The organism is Acinetobacter amyesii (assembly GCF_023499985.1).
Lineage (GTDB): Bacteria > Pseudomonadota > Gammaproteobacteria > Pseudomonadales > Moraxellaceae > Acinetobacter > Acinetobacter amyesii.
Genome location: NZ_JAMCOU010000033.1, coordinates 122,195 through 143,339, shown reverse-complemented (window position 1 = coordinate 143,339; position 21,145 = coordinate 122,195). Strand labels below are relative to the sequence as shown.

Annotated in this window: 18 protein-coding genes; 8 read left to right on the top strand and 10 right to left on the bottom strand. The window is 42.5% G+C overall.

Annotation, left to right across the window (positions count from 1 at the left end; translation table 11 throughout):
* Positions 1-255: 255 nt before the first annotated feature.
* From msuE to M5F03_RS12150, 4 genes are all read left to right on the top strand, one after another.
* Complete coding sequence (msuE, locus tag M5F03_RS12165; RefSeq protein ID WP_078190544.1) at positions 256-987, top strand: FMN reductase; 732 nt, start codon at positions 256-258, stop codon at positions 985-987.
* A gap of 39 nt (positions 988-1,026) precedes the next feature.
* Positions 1,027-2,133, top strand: coding sequence for a dimethylsulfone monooxygenase SfnG (gene sfnG, locus M5F03_RS12160; RefSeq protein WP_078190545.1), 1,107 nt, complete (start codon positions 1,027-1,029; stop codon positions 2,131-2,133).
* Positions 2,134-2,627: 494 nt separating this feature from the next.
* Positions 2,628-4,046: a cryptochrome/photolyase family protein gene (locus M5F03_RS12155; RefSeq protein ID WP_249708454.1), complete on the top strand. Its 1,419-nt coding sequence runs from the start codon at positions 2,628-2,630 to the stop codon at positions 4,044-4,046.
* Positions 4,047-4,170: 124 nt separating this feature from the next.
* Positions 4,171-4,785 (top strand): riboflavin synthase subunit alpha, encoded by a 615-nt coding sequence (locus tag M5F03_RS12150; RefSeq protein WP_249708452.1) that lies wholly within the window; start codon positions 4,171-4,173, stop codon positions 4,783-4,785.
* A 75-nt stretch (positions 4,786-4,860) separates the two neighbouring features.
* On the opposite strand, the gene M5F03_RS12145 is transcribed toward M5F03_RS12150, so the two are convergent.
* Together M5F03_RS12145 and acs are read right to left on the bottom strand one after the other, a co-directional pair.
* Positions 4,861-6,039, bottom strand: a complete 1,179-nt coding sequence (locus tag M5F03_RS12145; protein ID WP_249708450.1) for an acyl-CoA dehydrogenase family protein — start codon at positions 6,037-6,039, stop codon at positions 4,861-4,863.
* A 305-nt stretch (positions 6,040-6,344) separates the two neighbouring features.
* The gene (gene acs, locus M5F03_RS12140) at positions 6,345-8,288 is read right to left on the bottom strand and encodes an acetate--CoA ligase (RefSeq protein ID WP_249708448.1); all 1,944 of its coding nucleotides are present in this window, start codon (positions 8,286-8,288) and stop codon (positions 6,345-6,347) included.
* Positions 8,289-8,572: 284 nt separating this feature from the next.
* On the opposite strand from acs, the gene M5F03_RS12135 reads away from it, so the two are divergent.
* Together M5F03_RS12135 and M5F03_RS12130 are read left to right on the top strand one after the other, a co-directional pair.
* Positions 8,573-9,151: a DUF805 domain-containing protein gene (locus M5F03_RS12135; RefSeq protein WP_180124383.1), complete on the top strand. Its 579-nt coding sequence runs from the start codon at positions 8,573-8,575 to the stop codon at positions 9,149-9,151.
* Between the two features lie 123 nt (positions 9,152-9,274).
* Complete coding sequence (locus tag M5F03_RS12130; protein WP_078193200.1) at positions 9,275-10,246, top strand: mechanosensitive ion channel family protein; 972 nt, start codon at positions 9,275-9,277, stop codon at positions 10,244-10,246.
* Here the strand turns inward: M5F03_RS12130 and M5F03_RS12125 are convergent.
* The 5 genes from M5F03_RS12125 to prfB all read right to left on the bottom strand — a co-directional run bounded on the left by M5F03_RS12125 (position 10,232) and on the right by prfB (position 15,213).
* Complete coding sequence (locus M5F03_RS12125) at positions 10,232-10,942, bottom strand: 16S rRNA (uracil(1498)-N(3))-methyltransferase (protein ID WP_249708446.1); 711 nt, start codon at positions 10,940-10,942, stop codon at positions 10,232-10,234. The two genes, M5F03_RS12130 and M5F03_RS12125, sit on opposite strands and share 15 nt — an antisense overlap.
* Positions 10,943-11,169: 227 nt before the next feature.
* The gene (locus M5F03_RS12120; RefSeq protein WP_249708444.1) at positions 11,170-12,450 is read right to left on the bottom strand and encodes a 3-deoxy-D-manno-octulosonic acid transferase; all 1,281 of its coding nucleotides are present in this window, start codon (positions 12,448-12,450) and stop codon (positions 11,170-11,172) included.
* Between the two features lie 87 nt (positions 12,451-12,537).
* Positions 12,538-13,626, bottom strand: a complete 1,089-nt coding sequence (locus tag M5F03_RS12115; protein WP_249708442.1) for an alkene reductase — start codon at positions 13,624-13,626, stop codon at positions 12,538-12,540.
* A gap of 37 nt (positions 13,627-13,663) precedes the next feature.
* On the bottom strand, positions 13,664-13,963 hold the full coding sequence (locus M5F03_RS12110; protein ID WP_078190555.1) for an ArsR/SmtB family transcription factor: 300 nt from the start codon (positions 13,961-13,963) through the stop codon (positions 13,664-13,666).
* Positions 13,964-14,117: 154 nt separating this feature from the next.
* Positions 14,118-15,213, bottom strand: a protein-coding gene (gene prfB / locus M5F03_RS12105) for a peptide chain release factor 2 (protein WP_111884474.1) whose coding sequence is annotated in 2 segments (ribosomal slippage) — positions 14,118-15,140 and positions 15,142-15,213 — 1,095 coding nt in all. Because the reading frame shifts where the segments join, the coding sequence is not laid out codon by codon here.
* A 181-nt stretch (positions 15,214-15,394) separates the two neighbouring features.
* On the opposite strand from prfB, the gene M5F03_RS12100 reads away from it, so the two are divergent.
* Complete coding sequence (locus M5F03_RS12100; protein ID WP_249708441.1) at positions 15,395-16,243, top strand: putative porin; 849 nt, start codon at positions 15,395-15,397, stop codon at positions 16,241-16,243.
* 324 nt (positions 16,244-16,567) lie between these two features.
* A complete protein-coding gene (locus M5F03_RS12095) occupies positions 16,568-17,353 on the top strand; it encodes a putative porin (RefSeq protein WP_180024614.1) in 786 nt (261 codons plus the stop codon).
* A gap of 72 nt (positions 17,354-17,425) precedes the next feature.
* Here M5F03_RS12095 and recJ read toward each other — a convergent pair whose 3' ends face one another.
* Genes recJ through glmM form a run of 3 tightly spaced genes read right to left on the bottom strand, consistent with a single transcriptional unit; the run spans position 17,426 to position 21,136 of the window.
* Positions 17,426-19,129 (bottom strand): single-stranded-DNA-specific exonuclease RecJ, encoded by a 1,704-nt coding sequence (gene recJ / locus M5F03_RS12090; RefSeq protein ID WP_249708440.1) that lies wholly within the window; start codon positions 19,127-19,129, stop codon positions 17,426-17,428.
* Positions 19,130-19,786, bottom strand: coding sequence for a pyridoxamine 5'-phosphate oxidase (pdxH, locus tag M5F03_RS12085; protein ID WP_249680358.1), 657 nt, complete (start codon positions 19,784-19,786; stop codon positions 19,130-19,132).
* Positions 19,787-19,804: 18 nt separating this feature from the next.
* Positions 19,805-21,136: a phosphoglucosamine mutase gene (gene glmM, locus M5F03_RS12080; RefSeq protein WP_078190561.1), complete on the bottom strand. Its 1,332-nt coding sequence runs from the start codon at positions 21,134-21,136 to the stop codon at positions 19,805-19,807.
* Positions 21,137-21,145 lie beyond the last annotated feature (9 nt).

Below are 21,145 nucleotides of genomic sequence, written 5' to 3'. Positions count from 1 at the left end.
TTTTTCGCATTTTCTATAAATCTTTAAATCTAATCATATTTTCATATAAATTTTATTAACACAGTAAAAATGCTTATATCTAAGCATTATATGTTGAAATATCAACAGTTTAAAATTTGAAATTTCACGAATCTTGTGGTTTTTCCAACATATCTAAAAATCAGATAACTTTTCTGATTTTCGTTATTTTACAGTGATCCACCCGTCGGGATTAATAAAAGGCATTCCGAGAAACCACACTTTTAGGTTTAAAAAATGTCTCAAGTTAATCTACAAAAACCCCTGAATATTGTTGCTGTATCAGGTGGCCTAAACAATCCATCTAAAACTGAAGCTTTGGTGCAAGCCATTGTTGATGAACTCGGTGATGCGACTCCAATCAATGTGCATTTTATTAAGTTTAGTGAAATTGGCAATTTATTAGGTGGCGCGATTTACCGTAACCAATTGCCACAACGTGTACAAGATGACCTTGCTGCCGTTGAAGCTGCTGATGCACTGATTGTTGGAACGCCAGTTTACCGTGCTTCATTTACAGGCCTGTTTAAACACTTCTTTGACTTTGTCGAACAAACTGCATTGGTGGATGTACCTGTCTTGCTTGCAGCTTCGGGTGGTTCTGAACGCCATGCTTTAGTGCTTGAACATCAATTGCGTCCATTGTTCAGTTTCTTCCAAGCGCAAACATTACCAATCGGAGTCTATGCAACAGACCGTGATTTCACCCCTGAATATACCATTCATAGTGAATTACTCCGTGACCGCATTACTTTAGCTGTAGCACGTGCGCTGCCGATTTTGGAATGGGCTCCAGCCAAAGGTCAGCGTGCTGAAGTGGTGAAAGCCAAGTCTCAACAAGCCAACCAAAACTTGGGCATTAATAAACAAATCGAGCAAGAAGAAGTCCTTCCTTCTGCAGCTGTTCCAAGTTTGGATGCCGCTGAAGCTCGACTGCATAGTAAAAAGCCAAAAACGCAAGTGGCCTAAACACCACAGCATAACAATTCGATCCCGAGGGTTTGCAAAATGTCAGTACAAGAAAAAAACATTACATTTGCGTACTGGGTACCAAACGTGAGTGGTGGTTTGGTGGTCAGTAATATTGAACAGCGTACCGATTGGAGCTATGACTATAACGTGCGTTTGGCACAAGCTGCAGAAAAAAGTGGCTTTGATTATGCGCTGACTCAAATTCGTTTTACCGCAGGTTATAACGCAGAAAATCAACACGAATCGGTGAGTTTCAGCCATGGAATTTTGGCCAAAACTGAAAAACTCAAAGTCATTGCAGCGATTTTACCCGGCCCTTGGAAACCGGCTCTGGCTGCAAAACAATTGGCGACCATCGATCATCTTACCAATGGCCGTATTGCAATCAATGTTGTAAGTGGTTGGTTCCGTGGAGAGTTTGATGCGATTGGTGAAGAATGGCCCGAGCATGATCAACGCTATGCGCGCTCTGAAGAGTTCATTCGTAGCCTAAAAGGTGTTTGGACGCAGGATAACTTTAGTTTTGATGGTAAATACTATCAATTTAAAGACTACACTCTATCTCCGAAACCGGTACAAAAACCGCATATTGAAATCTTCCAAGGTGGCAGTTCACGTGCAGCACGTGACATGGCATCACGTGTTTCCGATTGGTACTTCACCAACGGCAATACCCCTGCTGAGTTGAAAAAGCAGATCGATGATATTCGTGAAAAAGCCAAGGCCAATAACCATCAGGTCAAAATCGGGGTGAATGCCTTCATTATTGCCCGAGATACTGAGGAAGAAGCCCAAGCGGTGCTTCAAGCTATTATCGATAATGCCAATACCGAAGCGGTCAATGCCTTTGGTGATGCAACTCGTGAAGCAGGTGCATCCACAAAAGAAGGCGAAGGTAACTGGGCAAAATCTACTTTTGAAGATTTGGTTCAATACAACGACGGCTTTAAAACCAATCTGATTGGCACGCCACAACAAATTGCCGAACGCATTGTGGAACTCAAAAGTGTAGGTGTCGATTTGGTTCTCTCAGGTTTTCTCCACTTCATTGAAGAAGTGGAATACTTTGGCGAAAAAGTGTTGCCACTGGTTCGTGAACTGGAAGCTCAACAGCAGCAAGTTGTGCAGGCTAAATCAGCATAATTGTTGATGCAGTCACAGCTCATGTAATCAGCATAATAATCACAACCGGCTCACTTCACTTTCCTCCCCTAAGGCTCGGCTTAGGGAATTTTTTATCTCGAGTCCCATTTAAAGATATGCTTTGATTCTAGAAAATGAGCTAATCTATAGACAAAGAAAAAGCCCGACATCCTGTCGGGCTTTTTCTATATGGATACTTAAGCATGACTCCTGTCTTGCTTCACAGTCCTGATGGTGAACACTTTGTTATTGTTTTATGTTCCGGAACGTCCTGTTCCTGTATAAGTTAATCTTAGGTAAAATTTAAAAGCGCGCATAGCGTCTAAAAACTTCGTTACTTGTACGCTTAAGCTGACAGGATTGTGCGCAATCGGTTAAGTTAAACCATAGATATTATATGGTTTTTTATAGAAATCGATTTTTTAGATAATTGCATTACCAATAGATACCCCCGTAATTCTGGTGATATTTCCAACAAAAACGAGGCAATAAACATGCAACTTGTTTGGTTTCGACAAGATTTAAGACGACATGACCATAGCGCACTGTGGCAGGCGACACAGTCTGGTCAAACGGTTGCATTTATTGCGCTTTCTCCTGAACAATGGGCAAGGCATGATGATGCCCCTATTAAAATCCATCGCTATCTTGCCCAACTGGAACTTTTGCGACAGCAATTGGCTGAACTAAATATTCCACTGATTATTCAGCATATTCCCTATTGGTCAGACATCGCCACTGAGCTATTAACCTTATGTACTCAGCTCAATATACACACTGTTCATGCACATATTGAACATGGTGTGAATGAACTTAAACGAGATCGCGAAGTACAACAGTTATTAGAACAGCAGCACATCTCTGTTGAGCTGTACCATGACCGCACCCTGTTTCCTGTTGGCAGTATTCGCAATCAATCTGGACATCCTTATCAAGTTTTCGGTGCATTTAAGAAAAATTGCTACGAAAAATTGAGCATCAGTCTGCCTACTTGTTATCCCGCTATTGAAGCCCAAGCGGCTATCGAACTGCATCCGCTGTGGCAAAATCAATTTGATTTACGTCCTTTTTATCCCACATCGCTGTTAGCTGCTCAAATCGAGCTTTGGCCGATTGGAGAAGATCACGCAATACAGTGCTTAGATGAATTTATTGAACAACATCTGCATCGTTATGCTGATGATCGGGACTTTCCTGCGCTCAATGGAACCAGTCAAATTGGCATGTATTTAAACTTGGGCATCTTGTCTATTCGCCAATGTCTGCAAGCCCTGTTTCGTGAACAAGGCGGCTATTTCCAAATCGACCACAGAGGACAACAAACTTGGCTCGATGAGCTGCTTTGGCGTGAATTTTACCAGCACATTTTATTTGACTACCCGCAAGTTTCTCAGCACCAGCCGTTTCAAACCAAAACCTTAAAAATCAAATGGCGCCATGCACCACAAGACTTTGCTGCGTGGCAATACGGCCAGACGGGCATTCCGATCGTCGATGCAGGGATGCGTCAACTACTGGCTACGGGTTGGATGCATAATCGGGTGCGGATGATTTGTGCCATGTTCCTCAGTAAGAATCTACTGATCGATTGGCGGTTGGGGGAACAATGGTTTATGCAGCACCTTGTCGATGGCGACTTAGCGGCCAATAATGGCGGTTGGCAATGGTGCGCCTCGACGGGTACAGATGCTGTACCTTATTTTCGGATTTTTAACCCGATCAGCCAATCTCAGAAATTTGATCCGAACGGGGATTATTTACGTCAATGGCTACCTGAACTGGCAGATTTGGATGCCAAACAAATTCACCAACCCTTTGCCAAAAATCCTCAACTGGAATTGAACTACCCTCAGCAGATCGTTGACTTAAAACAGTCTCGCCTAGCGGCAATTGAAACATTCCGAGCATTGTAGATATTGCCAAGATCGAACTGCGACAGATCAAAACGCCGTACTGAAATGATCACTGTAAAGCATAGCCGAGCGTTCGTTTTGTCCCTACAATACAGAAAACGCAAATCATTTTAGAGACGCTCCCATGTATACAGGCATCGTGCAAGGTTTAGAAAAAGTCTTAGACATTCGTCAAGGTAATGGCTTCACAACCTTAGTGATTTCAAATCATCAAAATTTTTTTCATGATGTCTTTATCGGGGCAAGTGTAGCGATTAATGGCGTGTGTTTAACGGCCACACATATTGATTTGGTAGCCAACCAAGTGCATTTTGATGTCTCTGATTTAACCAATCAACTCACCACGCTGAAAATTCTCAAAGCTGGTGATGAGGTCAATGTCGAACGCTCAGCCAAAGTTGGAGCAGAAAATGGTGGTCACAATCTATATGGTCATATCGAAGGCACAGCCACGATCAAAAACTTAGAGCATCGCGGGGAAACCTTTCATCTCGATATTCACATTCCGGCAGGCAATATTAAATATTTCTTTCTCAAAGGTTTTATTGGGCTCAATGGTTGTAGTTTGACTGTGAACCGTGTTGATCGTGCCAATAGTGAAATTTCAATCGATATTATTCCTGAAACACTGCGCCTCACTACATGGAAAGATGTCCAAGTCGGTGATGCCGTGAATTATGAGATTGATCAAACAACGCGAACCTTAGTCGATACCTTAGAAAATATTCATCAGCGTTAAATCGACTGACAGCACATGAGCCAATAAAAAGCCTCCAAAACGGAGGCTTTTTATTGGCTCATGTGCAATATACGTTTAAGAATAAAAACTTGGATCTGGCACTTTCGCTGTGAGCACCCATTCACCGACCTCCTGATATTTATAATCAATCGGATCGTGTAAGGTTTGGGTACGTACATTGCGCCAGAAGCGATCTAAATTTAGTTTGGCAGTTGTGGCACGTGCGCCCATCACTTGGAAAATATTTTGCGTAATGTATAGCGCACTATTGGTGGCTGCGATTTTGGCTGTTGCAATCGCAATAGAGACTTCTCCACGTTGTTCCGCCGTCAAAGCTTCACCAATCTCCCAAGCCCATTGCAAACGCTGAACCGCTTTATCTGCCAATAAACGTACACTTTCTAATTGCACATAAAACTCAGCAAAATGCTTTTGAATAAATGGGTCATTCACTGCATTTTCAGCTAAAGATTTTGACCATGCTTTTTGGCTTTGTACCGTTTCTTTTGCTGTTTCAAATGCCCCTTCGGCTACCCCCAAGAACATATGTACAAAGATCAACTGTGCAATCAAAGGGCGTAAACTCGAATACGGTGTACTTAATGGGCCTGGGTTCAGTAGTAATTCATCTTTGGAAATTTTAACTTGTTCAAAATGGCTACTTCCACTGTCGGTTTGACGTTGTCCCATATTGTCCCAATCGCCGAGAAAACTGACGCCTTCACGTGCTGTAGGAATCACCCCGATCAATAATTTTCCATCTTCATTGAAGCCAGAACACAGCAAAATGTCTGAATCCATGGAACCCGAACAAAAACTTTTATCGCCATGAAACACATATTCATGTTCAGACAGTTGCGTCGCTGTAGTACGGCGGTCTAAAGGGTTTAGGGTGTTGCCCCAAAATAAATGCTCACGTGCAGTCTGTTCAAACCACGGGCCATATTGCTCTGGCTGCGCGAACAACTGTACCGTTGCAATCAATAAATGATGGAAACCATAAACATGCGCCAATGAGCTATCCACTTGAGCAATGGTTTGAATGGTTTTAAAAATCGTCAGCCAATCTGCCCCCTGTCCACCGTATTGTTTTCCAATGGACAATGCAAGTAAACCACTTTGACGAATCAAATCACGTTCAGCTTTGGGATTTCCCCCCTGCTTATCACGCTTAGCAGCCGTCGTGGCAAATTCTGCCGCCAGTTTTTGGGCAATATCGATCGGATCTTGAGTCAATGGAGTTGAAGCATTCATATGTCTGTCTGATTATTCTGTTACAGTTTTAGCTTAACAAAGTAGAGGCATTCAGCTTATCTCAATGCCTGCAGTCTATATCTGTAAAATCTATATCTTATGAAATCTAAGTCACCTAAATTCAGGCGACTTATAATTTGATCATTTTATACGTCGTATTTAGGATGGATAAAATGCATCATGAACATCCCTTCATCTTAATCAACTTTTATAGGGGAAAGGACGTTCATTATTGCTTTAATAATCCTTCATATAAGCCATAGTGAACTTTCATCAGAACGTGATCACTGACGCTCAAATTGTTCTTATGACTTCGGATAAACAGTAGCAATCAAATGTTCAACCACTTGAGGTTCTGCCAAGGTCGAGGTATCACCTAAAGAGTCCAATTCATTGGCCGCAATTTTTCTTAAAATACGGCGCATGATTTTACCAGAACGGGTTTTCGGTAAGGCCGGCGCCCAATGCAATGCATCTGGCGTTGCCACTGGTCCAAGGACTTTGCGTACCCAAGCCACCAGTTCCTGACGTAACTCATCCGTCTCAACTGTCCCTGCTTGTAAGGTCACAAAGGCGCAAATCCCCTGTCCTTTAATATCATGCGGCATACCCACCACCGCAGACTCTGCCACAGCATCATGTGCAACCAACGCACTTTCAATTTCAGCCGTTCCCAATCGATGCCCTGAAACGTTCAAGACGTCATCCACACGACCCGTAATCCAATAATAGCCAGACTCGTCACGACGTGCGCCATCACCTGTAAAATAAGTCCCCGGATAAGTGGAGAAATAGGCTTCAATAAAGCGCTCAGGATCACCCCAAATGGTTCGCATTTGTCCCGGCCAAGAATCCTTAATCACCAAATTGCCTTCTACGGCACCTTCAAGCTCATTGCCTTCAGCATCAACAATCGCAGGTTGAACACCAAAGAATGGGCGTGTCGCCGAACCCGGTTTTAAATCGGTTGCTCCCGGCAATGGCGTAATCATGAAACCACCCGTCTCTGTTTGCCACCATGTATCCACCACTGGGCAGCGGCTTTCACCTACCACGGTGTAGTACCAATTCCATGCCTCTGGGTTAATGGGTTCACCCACCGAACCTAGTAAACGCAGACTGCTGCGGTCACTTTCTCGGACAAAGGCATCTCCTTCTCGCATCATGGCGCGAATTGCAGTCGGTGCCGTATATAAAATAGTGACGTTGTGTTTATCAACAATATGTCCGGTCCGAGCCCAACTTGGATATTGTGGTACACCTTCAAACATCACGGTCGTGGTGCCATTCGACAATGGCCCATACAACACATAAGAATGTCCCGTAATCCAACCAACATCGGCAGTACACCAAAACACGTCATCTTGTTTAAGGTCAAAAACTTCACGGAAGGTACAATTCACATAGGTTAAATAGCCGCCTGTGGTATGCAACACACCTTTCGGTTTTCCAGTTGAACCTGATGTATACAAAATAAATAGCGGGTCCTCGGCATTCATGGGTTCAGGTGGGCAGAGATCATTGACCGACATGATTTCCATGTGATACCACAGGTCACGATCTGCTTTCATTTCGATCGGGTTACCTGTACGGTGCACCACAATGACATTTTGAACCGAAGATGTGCCTTCAATGTCGAGTGCAAGATCGACATTTTCTTTGAGTGGAATGGGCTTACCACCACGCATCCCACAATCCGCAGTAATCACGACTTTCGCCTGACTGTCATCGATACGACTTGCCAATGAGTCTGGTGAGAACCCGCCAAAAACCACGCAGTGTACTGCTCCAATTCGGGTACAGGCCAACATCGCAATAGCCGCTTCTGGCACCATTGGCATATACAGCACCACACGGTCGCCTTTGCCCACGCCATGTTTTTTCAGCACATTAGCAAAACGGCAAGTTTCATCATGCAGTTCTTCAAAAGAAATGATTTTATGCCGTGAAGGATGATCACCTTCCCAAATAATGGCCGATTTATGTGGATGTTCTTTTAAATGTCGATCGAGACAGTTGGCACTGACATTCAATTCACCATCAGCAAACCACTCGATCTTAAAATCATCTTGCTTAAAATTTGTATTTTTAACTTGGGTAAACGGTTTGATCCAATCGATCTTTTGCGCTTGCTCTGCCCAAAACTCATCTGGTTGTTCAATCGATTTTTGATAACGCTCAAAGTACTCCGACTCGTTGATGCGTGCGGTTTTTTTGAAACTTTCAGGTACTGGATAGATCTCTTTCATATTGTATTTTCCTTGATCTGATTCATCTCATCACGAGATGCCATGCCACATTTCTACTTTTATAATTCCTGCATCACAGCAGTATGACGATTAATTTTTAATCGCAGCAATCATGCTTTGGTCGTATTATTCTTTCCCATTTAAAGCACATCTATAAGCAAAATTTCAACAAAAACATGTTTTAATTCAGTATCTGACCAGTTCAATTAAACCTATACTGCAAAGGTAATTTTACTCAGCACTCCGCTTTTTTATTCTTTCATATACGTTGAGTTGATCCGATCATGAACACCAATGACTCTTCTTTCTTTTCCCGTCAGACGACCACTACATCGGATAATCCCCTGAAACCTGATGGACGTTTTGGTCGACTGAGCATGATTGGTTGGTATGGCTTTCTCAATATCATCAGCTTTTTTGCCATAATCGCTTTAAGCCTTGCCGTGGGTATTTTCAACATCAATACCATGGCGTTAAATGAGCAATTTGTTGGTATATTCACTGGGATATCTGGCCTCGCCTATTTGGCGATTATGATTCTTTACATTTATTTTTATTGTGTCTTTGTCGTGCGTCGGCTGCATGACCTCAATAAAGCCGGTTGGTTGCTACTATTATTATTTATTCCCGTGATCAATCTTTTCTTTATCCTATATTTATTATTAGCCTCAGGTACACCGACCGTAAATCAATACGGCGCGCCACGCCCTGCTGCCGTTTGGGAAAAAATTCTGGCATGGTTGATGATTTTAATCAGTGTCTTGTCGCTCTTGGCTACAGGTAGCATCACCTCGTATATGATGGGTAGCGGTGAAATTGAATCGCCGACAGAAATCATTCAACAAGGTACTGAATATTTCTAAGCCACTGACCGAATCTGAGCCTGTCTGAATTTTGATACATCTGTTCACAAGCCTGTAAATGAGGGTTATTTTCGCCACTAATTTCAGGCAAAATAGCGAAAAACCGGAACATTTGGAAAACTCGTGGCTGAAAAAGAAAATGCCTTGAGTGATGTCACTCAAGGCACGACTCAACTTTTGCAAGAGGCAACAGAAAAAACCGCACAAACCGTGCTGGAACATACCTCTAAATATAATGACGCATACTCAACGATCGATAAATTTGTCGATGGATTTTGGGAACGCCTGCCATATATTTGTATCGCATTAATTGTTTTTACGATCTTCTATCTACTGTCTAAACTCTTTAGATTCTTTGTTCGTAAAGCGCTCACTGACCGTTCTTATTCAAAACAAAATCTAGTTTTAGTACTGAACCGTGTGGGTAGCTCAGCCATTATGTTCTTCGGTTTCCTAATTGCAATGGTCATTGCGATCCCAGGTTTCACACCGGGTCAGCTCATGAGTGCATTGGGGATTGGTTCGGTCGCAATCGGTTTCGCGTTTAAAGATATTTTCCAGAACTTACTGTCGGGTATTTTGATTCTCCTCGGTGAACCATTCAAAATCGGTGACGACATTATTGTGTCAGGCATGGAAGGTACGGTTGAAGATATTCAGATCCGTGCAACCTTCCTACGTTCTCCAGATGGTCGTCGTATCGTGATTCCAAACGCGACGGTTTACACCAGTGCAGTAACGGTGAATACCGCTTATCAACGCCGTCGTTGTGAATTTGTGGTGGGTATTGGATATGAAGATGATATTCAAAAAGCTAAAAACATTGTTTTGGCTATTTTGGACAAAGACCCAACGATTTTGAGCCAACCTGCGTTTACCGTAAACGTGAATGCTTTGGCTGATTTCTCAGTCAATCTGAATGTCCGTTGGTGGGTAGATACCACTGAAACCACCACAGCGAACTCAATCAGTGAAGTGCAAGAACACGTTATCCAAGCATTCAATCAAAATGGTATTTCAATTCCTTACCCTGTACAGGAAGTTAAAGTTTACCGTGGTGATCAAGCTGAGACAGAAGCGTCAACAGCTAAATAATCGCCCTAAAACGTACGGAATCACAGTTTCTGTCCGGATAATTCGGTTGCCTAAGCTGACTGCTTGGCAACCGTTTTTTATGAGTAAATCGACCTCATAAGGGATAAATCCACCTTCAGGTCCAATGATGATGGTACATCCATATTGAATCCCTGTAGGCATCACATCTTCGACATAAGGATGCGCCACATAAGCCGGATAGTCCGAGGAGATCATGCTCGGTAAAACATCCTCCACAAAGGGTTTAAAGCGTTTATACAGTTCAATTTTGGGCGCAATGGTGTCACCTGCCTGCTCCAAACCCAACGTCACATAGTGATCGAGCTGCTGTAAAAATGGTGTCTGCCAATAGCTTTTATCCACGCGATAACTGTGCAGCAAAATGATTTTTTCTACACCTAAGGTGACGGCATCCATGATCAGACGGCGCAACACTTTCGGACGAGGCATTGCCACAATTAAAGTCACCGGATGCTTTGCAGGTACTTCTTCTTCTTGTAAGTGTTTAAGTTGAATGCGCTCATCACTGATACTGATGATTTGGGTTAAATAACGCTTTCCTTCCCGAATCCCGACTTTGAGTGTATCGCCCACCTGTATATTCACATGGTTTTTTAAATGCTCAATTTGGCGTTTAGCACTGATACTCCACAGTTCAGATTCAGTTTGACGTGGGTCAAGCAAGACGATGTTCATAAATAACCATATCAATTCACGCAAAGCATATGTCATTGAGGACAGGCGACATGGATGTCGCCTGTGCGCTGAGGTACAGGAAGTACCTTCAGCGTACAGAGGATTTTTGCTACTTTTAATCCTTTAAAAGTAGATTATGCCTACGAATAGGATGTTCAACGATCACCATAAAATAAGGCCGTGATAAAACTTGCCTAATAAAAATTAATGTATCGCAAAATTAAAACTTAAAGGTACTGATCAATCACCTGAATATGCTTTTGCAGCGACCCAGTATTTTTTTGCATAATCAGCTGCGCTGCATCATTTAAAGCCTGCGCTTTCGCAGTATTTTGAATGATCTCAACCAATGCACTGGCCGCCTGCTCAAAATCCTGCACAACCACAACCGCATGGGCCGCTACAAATTCATCCACAATGGTTTGAAAATTAAAATAATGCTGACCTAATACTGTCGAGACATGTAACGTAATGGGCTCCAAAATATTATGCCCACCACCCGGTTCATTTAAAGACCCGCCGACAAAGCACGCCTGACTCAGTGCCAGCCAAAGCCATAATTCACCCATACTATCTGCCAAATACACTTGCGTTTCAGGCTGAATCGTTTGCTTTAAACTGCGGCGCTGTGTACGTAAATTCAGTTTCTGCGCTTCTACAAAGACCTCATCAAAGCGTTCAGGATGACGTGGTACGACGATACATAACAGCTCAGGCTGTTGTTGTAAAATTGGCTGCAGCGCTGCAAGTAGTTTTTGTTCCTCGGGCGCATGCGTACTGGCAATGGTGATGATCTTACGTTCTTGTAAAGCCCAATCTTGACGCAACTGCGCTGCTTGTTGCACAAAGCTATCGGGCGCATGAATATCAAACTTGATACTTCCCACGACCTGACTGGTATGCGGGTTTGCACCCAACTCAATAAATCGCGCTAAAGTTGCCTGATCTTGCGCCAATAATTGTTTCAAACTCTTTAGCATCGGCTGCGTCAAACTCGGGACTTTGCTATAACCCTTCGCCGATTTTTCAGATAATCTGGCATTAATCAATAAACACGGAACATTGGCCTGATCGGCTTCAATCATCAAATTTGGCCAGAGTTCAGTTTCGACTAGTGCCAACATTTTCGGTTGATATTTTTCGATAAAACGACGGACTAATTTTTTTTGATCTGCTGGCAGATACACGGCCTGAAATAGCGATTCATACGGTGCTTTTAAAAATAATTGTTTCGCACGCGCTTGTCCGGTTTTGGTGGTATTGGTGACTAAGACCGGATGACCTGCTTTGAGATAATGTTCAATCAGCGGCTGTGCAGCGTTGGTTTCTCCTACGGAAACCACATGAAACCAAATTGCATTGCGGTTTTTAACTGGCTGAAATGGCCCAAAGCGCTCAAGACACTCTTGCTGATATAGTTGGAGATCTTCAGCACGTTTTTTGAGGCGCCATTGATATAGCGGCTTAATCAGTGCCAAAGCTGCGTTATACCAAAAAGGAGTAGTCAAATTATTACGCTCAAAAACGGTTTGAATCGGCAGAATATATCAGAGCATTATCCACATGTTAATGGATAATGCGTATTCAAGTGTCGATTAATAGGTTGAACGACCTGAACCAAATTTATTTTTCATGCTTGGATAATCAATATAGCCTTCGGCAACATCTGTCCCAATCATATTTTCCAACTGCAATTCATTCAGTGCAGCATTCGCCAGCAAACGTTCAAACAAATCTGGATTGGCAATATAAGCTTTACCAAAAGACACCGCATCGGCTTTACCTGAGGCCAATAAATCTACAGCATCTTCACGGCTTAAACGCATATTGGCAATATATGGCACACCATTTGAGCGCTGTTTAAGATAATCACTAATACTGTCATCCGCCAGATATTCACGGGTAAAGAAAAATGCAATCTTCCTCTGCCCCAACTGCTCTAAAGCATAGCCAAAGGTTTCACGTGGATCATGATCGCCCATGTCGTGTTCATCACCACGCGGCGCAAGATGCACACCTACACGACCTGCCCCCCACACTTCAATCAGCGCATCCACCACTTCAAGCAATAAACGTGCGCGGTTTTCGACAGAACCACCATACTCATCTTCACGTAAATTGGTTTTGCTTTGTAGGAATTGATCGATCAAATAACCATTGGCCGCATGCAATTCCACACCATCAAATCCCGCTTCTTTGGCTTTGATCGCAGCCTGTTTGTATTGTTCTACAATGCTTTTGATTTCTGCAATCTCTAATGGACGTGGCACGACATATTCGCGTTTTGGGCGAAGCAGACTGACATAACCCGCCTGTTGTACCGCACTGGCAGAAACTGGTGTATCACCATTCAAAAGATCGGGATGTGAGACACGTCCGACATGCCACAATTGTGCCACAATTAAACCTTGCTGTTCATGTACGGCTTGGGTCACCAATTTCCAGCCCTTAACTTGAGCATCGGTAAATAAACCCGGCGTCTGCAAATAGCCATTAGCTGCTTCTGAAATGACTGTTGCTTCTGAAATGATTAATCCAGCACTTGCACGCTGTGCATAATATTCAGCCATCATCGGCGTTGGAACACGGTCAATGGTTGCACGACTACGGGTTAGTGGCGCCATTACAACGCGATTTTTGAGGTGTAAATCACCCAAAATGAGAGGAGTATTAAGTTCAGCCATATATGTCTCGCCTGACACTTCAAATGCGAAAAATGATTTAAAGTGAGTTCTGCAGATAATCAATATATTGCTGAATGAGTTCTTCATTGCGTGAAAAATACGACCATTGACCATATTTCTCGGCTTGAATTAAGCCCGCCTGTTGTAACACAGACAAATGATTAGACATCGTAGACTGCGAAACATTACCGAGTTTTTCGATATTGCCAGCGCATACACCACGATTAAAGCCGCCACATTGTTCTTCTGACAAAAATTGTTCAGGTGTTTTCAACCATTCCAAGATTTGACGTCGAGTCGGATTGGCAAGTGCTTTAAAAATTAAATCAATATCCATAATTTAAACGGGTTTAATTAAATAAAAATTTGGACAACAAAGTTCTATTCAGCATCTTGAATACAATATATCGTATTTTTTCGATTTTTATATCGATTTTTTTAGATATATCGATCAAGAACAGATAGAACTTTGTTTTATATATAAATTTAAATTACAAACCTTGTTTGAGGCTGGCTTCAATAAACTTATCTAAATCGCCATCAAGCACTGCACCGGTGTTTGAACTTTCTACACTGGTACGTAAGTCTTTAATACGCGAGTCATCTAAAACGTATGAGCGAATTTGGCTGCCCCAACCGATATCTGACTTGGTATCTTCCAACGCTTGTGCCGCATCATTACGTTTTTGCATTTCAAGTTCGTACAATTTTGCACGTAACTGTTTCCATGCATGGTCACGGTTGGCGTGCTGTGAACGTTGGTTCTGGCATGCCACCACAATCCCTGTTGGAGCGTGAGTTAAACGTACCGCAGAGTCTGTTTTGTTAATGTGCTGACCACCCGCACCAGATGCACGATAGGTATCAGTACGTACATCAGCAGGATTGATTTCAATTTCAATATTGTCATCAATTTCAGGCGATACAAAAACCGCTGAGAATGAAGTATGGCGACGATTACCCGAGTCAAAAGGTGACTTACGGACTAAACGGTGTACGCCAGATTCTGTACGTAACCAACCATATGCATACTCACCTTCTACACGGATCGTTGCAGACTTGATCCCTGCCACATCACCATCAGACTCTTCCATCACTTCTGCTTTAAAGCCATGACGTTCAATCCAACGTAGATACATGCGCAGTAACATGGATGCCCAATCCTGTGCTTCAGTACCACCAGAACCCGCTTGAATTTCGACATAGCATGGGTTCGGGTCCATCGGATTACTGAACATACGACGGAATTCTAATTTCGCAAGTTCTGCTTCCGCTGAAGTTAACTCTGCTTGCACATCCGCAAGTAAGCTTTCTTCTTCTGCTTCAACCGCAAGATCCAGCATCGCTTGGGCATCTTCTAGTTGAGTTGAAAGCCCTTCGAGCACGTTAATGACGTTTTCGAGTTCACCTTTTTCTTTCGCCATTGCTTGCGCACGGCTTTGATCATTCCAAATTGCTGGGTCTTCCAGCTCACGTAGAACCTCTTCTAAACGCTCTTTTTTCAGATCGTAGTCAAAGATACCCCCGTAATGTTTGACCACGGTCGTTTAAGTCTTTTAGCTGTAATAGATACGGATTAATTTCCACGTGAATTACTCTCAATCAAAAAATTTGGCTTAAATAGCTGCCTATTATATCACAGAGAATTTGCACAGATTCAGCCAGATTGATCATCCAAATCATTGACTTCAATGCACATAATATGAACAATACGCTCGCGTTACTATTTATTACATTTTATTTACAACAATAATGTTTCGAGGGTTTTATGAAAAAGACATTACTTGCACTAGGATTAGCTGTTATCACTTCATCAACTTTTGCTTATGATGCGCAAATTGATGGTGGTTATACATATACTGATTGGGATGATGACTATACAGATTCAGATCATTCTGTTGATGTAAAAGGCACTTTGTATTTTGACTCAGTACAAACTGGTAATGGTCCGTTAAATGAAGCCGCATTCCTTGGGCATAATAGCAACGTCTATGCGCAATACGCTTTTAATCGCAAAGAAAGTGTTGATTACGCAATTTTTGATGGCGTTGAACTCGGTACTGAAACTGATGAACAAGATGTACATTCAATTTCGGCTGGTATCGAATACTACTATCAACAATTTTATGTAAATGGTGAAATTGGTACTTCTCGAGTTAAGTACAAAGAAAACTATAAATTCCCTAGTTGGTCAGGTTCTGATAAAGACGACTATGATGTAACAACTTATCGTGCATTAGTTGGCTTCTTACCTGTTTCTAATTTACTTTTAGCTGCTGGTGTTGACGGCGTTAAAGTTGAAGATGGTGATGACGATAACCGTTTTGCTTTAAAAGCAAAATATGTTGCTCCTCTTAATAATGGTCAATACATCAACCTTGAAGCAGACGGTGCTTTTGGCGACGTTGATTCTGCAACAATTGGTGCAGACTATTACTTCGACCAAGCTTTTAGCGTGGGTGCAGCTTATAACATCGTTGATGATGGTAATGAAGACACGGATTACTTCGCTATTCGTTCAAAATACTTCCTTAACCCGAACCTAGCAATCGGTGGTCAAGTTGGTTTTGGTGATGACGTTCAAGCGTTCAACATCAATGCAACTTTCCGTTTCTAATTTCGTTTGAATTAGAAGTTTGCTAAAAAAGCACCTCAAATTTGAGGTGCTTTTTTCTTTTGGATGTAATATTTACTTTAAAAAAAGTCCAGTTATTGACCAAATAATCTACAAATTCATAATATCTACACAGTTTTAATAAAACAAAACATTATAAATAAATACATACTTTTCAATATTTTAAATAATTTTAATTACATAAAATTACCGAATTCACAGTTCCGCAACTTTGCAGCGATTGACCATCTTTAAAATTTCTCTAGACTAAAACTTGTAACAAAAAATGTATTAAATTTAGCCAAACAATTTAGAGGGGTAGTTTCCATGAAAAAACTCGCAATTGCTTCAGCACTTCTTTCTGCACTTGCTATTACAGGTACAGCTCATGCTTATCAAGCAGAAGTGGGCGCTTCAGCTGGTTACATCGACCCAGATAATGGAAGCTCTGGCAGTGAATTTGGTGTAAACGGTACTTATTACTTCAACCCTGTTCAAACGCGTAACGCTCCTCTTGCAGAAGCTGCATTCTTAAACCGTGCAAGTAACGTAAATGCACATGCAACTTTCGCTGACCGTGGCGATGTTGACGACAATACTTATGGCGTTGGTATCGAATACTTCGTACCAAACTCAGATTTCTATGTATCTGGTGATGTAAGCCGTAATAATGTCGAAGTTGACACTCCATTTGGCACAGTAGACAACGATACAACCTACTACGGCGCTGAAGTCGGTTATCTTCCAGCACCAGGCTTCTTAGTTGCAGTTGGTGTGAAAGGTTGGGATAACGATGATGATGACGGCGTAGATCCAACTTTACGTGCTAAATACGTAACAACTTTAAGCAATGGTAAAGACATCAACCTTGAAGCGGGTGCAGCATTCGGTGATCTAGATGAATTCAATCTAGCAGCGGATTACTTCATCGACAAAACATTCAGTGTTGGTGCTGACTACTACAACAACGATGTCACTGATCGTAACGAAGTAGGGATCAATGCACGTAAATTCTTCAACCAACAAGTGAGCCTTGAAGGTCGTGTTGGTTTCGGTGAAGTTGGCAACAATGACTACAATTCATTTGGTGTAGCAGCGAAATACCGCTTCTAATCCATTGAAGTCAAAAACATAAAAAAACCGCTCTTCTGAGCGGTTTTTTTTATTTGCCTGTAAAAATGGAATTTATTGAGCCAAGTGTAGAACTCTCAATTGAACACTGACATTTCCTCTAAATTCATTTTTATCGAGTTCGTAGACCAAGCGGATTTTATCTTGCATAGGATTAAATTCATATTTTTCTGCCGCATTAAATGCAATTGCGTCCACCATTAAGCCATTATCTAAAGCAAGTTTTAATTTCAGATGCACATCTTTCAACCAACGATAATCTAAAACTTTAAATAGGCCTTCATAGACCGGTGCAGGGAATTTTTGTCCCCATGGACTTAAATTTTGCAAAAGATCGACGGTTTCGGCATTAATGGCCGAATCGGGCAATTCGCCATCTGTCCAAATAGTGGCCTGAAATAAATTTTCATCTTGCGCAGCGATGAGTGCTTCAAAAGCGGTTTTAAATTCAGAAAAATGCTGCTTTTGAATGGTTAGTCCTGCTGCGGCAGCATGTCCACCAAAATGACTCACCAAATGCGGATGTAATTCAGCAATACGCTCAATACTGTCTCGAATATGAATACCTTCGATAGAACGCGCAGAGCCTTTAATATGTACGCCATCCTCATCTGCGGCAAAGACGATTGCAGGTCTATGGAATTGTTCTTTCAAACGCCCTGCAACGATCCCAATCACCCCTTGATGCCAATGCTGTTCAAACATGATCAAGGCTGCAGGTAAGTTATCCTGATCAAGCTGAATATGTTCTAACTCAGCCAGAGCTTCCTGTTTAATCTGCCCTTCGACTTGGCGTCTTTCAATATTGAGTTGATTCAACTGCTGCGCAATCGGATAAGCCGTACTTAAATCTGCCGCAATCAGACACTCAATCCCAACATCCATAGTGTCCATACGCCCAGCTGCATTGAGTCGCGGGCCGACTACAAAGCCCAAGTCCTGTGCTTTTAACTGTGCAGGATCACGGCCGGCGATATCCAATAATGCACTGATTCCTGGACGACATAATCCTTGCTGTATCCGCTTCAAACCAGCATCGATCAAAATCCGATTATTCAGATCTAGACTTGCAACATCGGCATAAGTACCTAAGGCCACCAAATCCAAATATTGGCTGAGGTTGGCTGTGGATTTAGCATTTTTTTTGCGCATACTGGCCAAATTTGCCAACACATAAAATGCAACACCTACGCCAGCCAAGGCTTTACTTGGAAATTCACATCCCAATTGATTGGGATTTACCACCGCTTCTGCTTGTGGTGTTTCCTTTGTGGTCAGGTGATGGTCGGTAATGATCACCTGCATACCATGCGCCTGTGCCTGTGCTACACCAGCATGGCTCGAAATACCATTATCGACCGTAATCAGCACATCTGGAGTAAAGCTCACGAAGGCCAAATCAGCAATGGCAGGTGTCAGACCATAACCATATTTGAAACGATCTGGAACCAGATATTCAACATCCGCGCCCATATCACGTAGTGCCAAGACCATCAATGCAGTACTGGTCGCACCGTCGGCATCATAATCACCAACAATGACGATTTTCTTTTGAGTATCAATTGCTTGATCGATTATTTCAATCGCTTGCTCTAAACCTTTTAAGTTTGGCGCATGTAAGTGCTTAAGCTTCAATTCCAGCTCTTGTGCGGAAGAAACCCCGCGACGTGCCAATAAATCAGCAATAAACGGGGCAACACCCTGAATATCTTCAGGGCGCGTCAAATAGGGTCTTTGTTGAATTAAAAGTTTAGACATTTATGGCATCAGTCGCTGTAAAACCCATTGACCATCCTGTAGTTTATAACTCAAGCGGTCATGTAAACGATTCGGACGGCCTTGCCAAAATTCATAATAATCCGGAACTAAACGATAGCCGCCCCAAAACTCAGGTTTCTCCAAAACGTCTTTGCTTTCCACTTGATCATGCAAATTTTGGAAACGCTGTTGTAATTCTTCACGACTAGCGATAACACCACTTTGTGGAGTACTAACGTGCGCTGCAATTTGGCTATCACGCGGTCGCTTATGGTAATAATCTGTCGATTCTTCGAGAGATATCTTTTCCACACGACCACTGACCCGAATTTGACGTTCCTGCTCTTGCCAATAAAACAATAATTCTGCATAAGGATTATCGAGCAGATCATTGCCTTTTTGACTGTCATAGTTGGTGTAGAAGTCATAACCTGCATGGGTCGCACCGCGCAACAAGACCGTCCGCACGTGCGGACGACCTTGGGCATTTGCCGTAGCTAAAGACATAGCATAGGGTTCATGCAATTGTGCTTCTAAGGCATGGTTAAACCATAATAAAAACTGCTCATGTGGATCACGGTTCACCTGATCTTCATGCAACTCACCTTTTTGATAAGTTAAACGCAGTTCACTTAAGTCCTTAATCACATCATTCATGCAATTTCCCCTCTTGATTTAAGCTGCATTGGCACGAACAGCATCGGCCAAATGATTTGCCAATGCGGTGACTTCTTCAAGGTCATTACCTTCAACCATGACACGAATGACCGGCTCTGTGCCTGATTTACGAATCAAGATGCGACCACGCCCTTTAAGCTGAGCTTCAGCTTTTTCAAACTCGCTCACCAGTGCAGGTACGGCGTAGGGATCAAACATCGCAGCCAAGCGAACATTCACCAAGACATTTGGTAATAACTCAAACCCTTCCACCAATTCATGCAAAGCTTTACCTTGCTCAACCATCACCGTTAATACCTGAAGTGAAGCAATGATCGCATCACCTGTGGTGCTCTTGTCCAAAGTCAAGATATGACCTGATGGTTCACCGCCCGTTACCCAGCCCTTTTCTTCTAGGCCTTGTAGAACATAGCGGTCACCAACTTTGGCACGAAGCAAAGGCACATTGGCTTGATCTAAAGCAATTTCAAGCGCCATATTGCTCATTACCGTACCCACGATACCCGCAGGTTTTTGACTCGCTTGAGTGGCTAAAATATAGAGAATATGGTCACCAGTAATTTGCTGACCGTTTTTATCCACCATAATCACACGGTCGGCATCACCGTCAAAAGCAATCCCTAAATCCGCCTGATGTTCAACAACGGCTTTTTGTAAAAATTCAGGATGCGTCGAACCACAGTCTTTATTGATGTTTAAACCATCCGGTTCGTTAAACAGCGCAATCACTTTTGCACCCAGTTCACGATACACCGAAGGGCCGACGCTATAGGCTGCACCATTGGCACAGTCCACCACAATTTTTAAGCCTGTCAGGTCAAAATGGTACGGGAAGGTTGATTTACAAAACTCGATATAACGACCATTGGCATCTTTTACACGCACACTTTTACCTAAGTTTGCAGGGTCTTCGATCACCAAGTCATTTTCAAGTTCTTTGTTTATGGCTTCTTGAATTTCATCCGGCAATTTTTTACCTTCGCTCGAGAAGAACTTAATGCCATTATCAAAATAAGGGTTATGCGACGCCGAGATCACGATGCCTAAGCTGGCATGTAATGCACGAGTTAAATGGGCAATTGCGGGTGTAGGTAATGGACCCAACAAGTGAACATAAACACCTGCTGCGTTTAAACCGGCTTGTAATGCTGACTCTAAAATATAGCCCGATAATCGGGTATCTTTACCTAGTACAACGATGGGCTTTGCTTTTTTACTGTATTGTTTTAATACTTTACCTGCGGCAAATCCTAGTTTTAATGCAAATTCAGGGGTAATAGGCAATTCACCGAATTTGCCACGAATGCCATCTGTACCAAAATAACTCATGTTGTACTC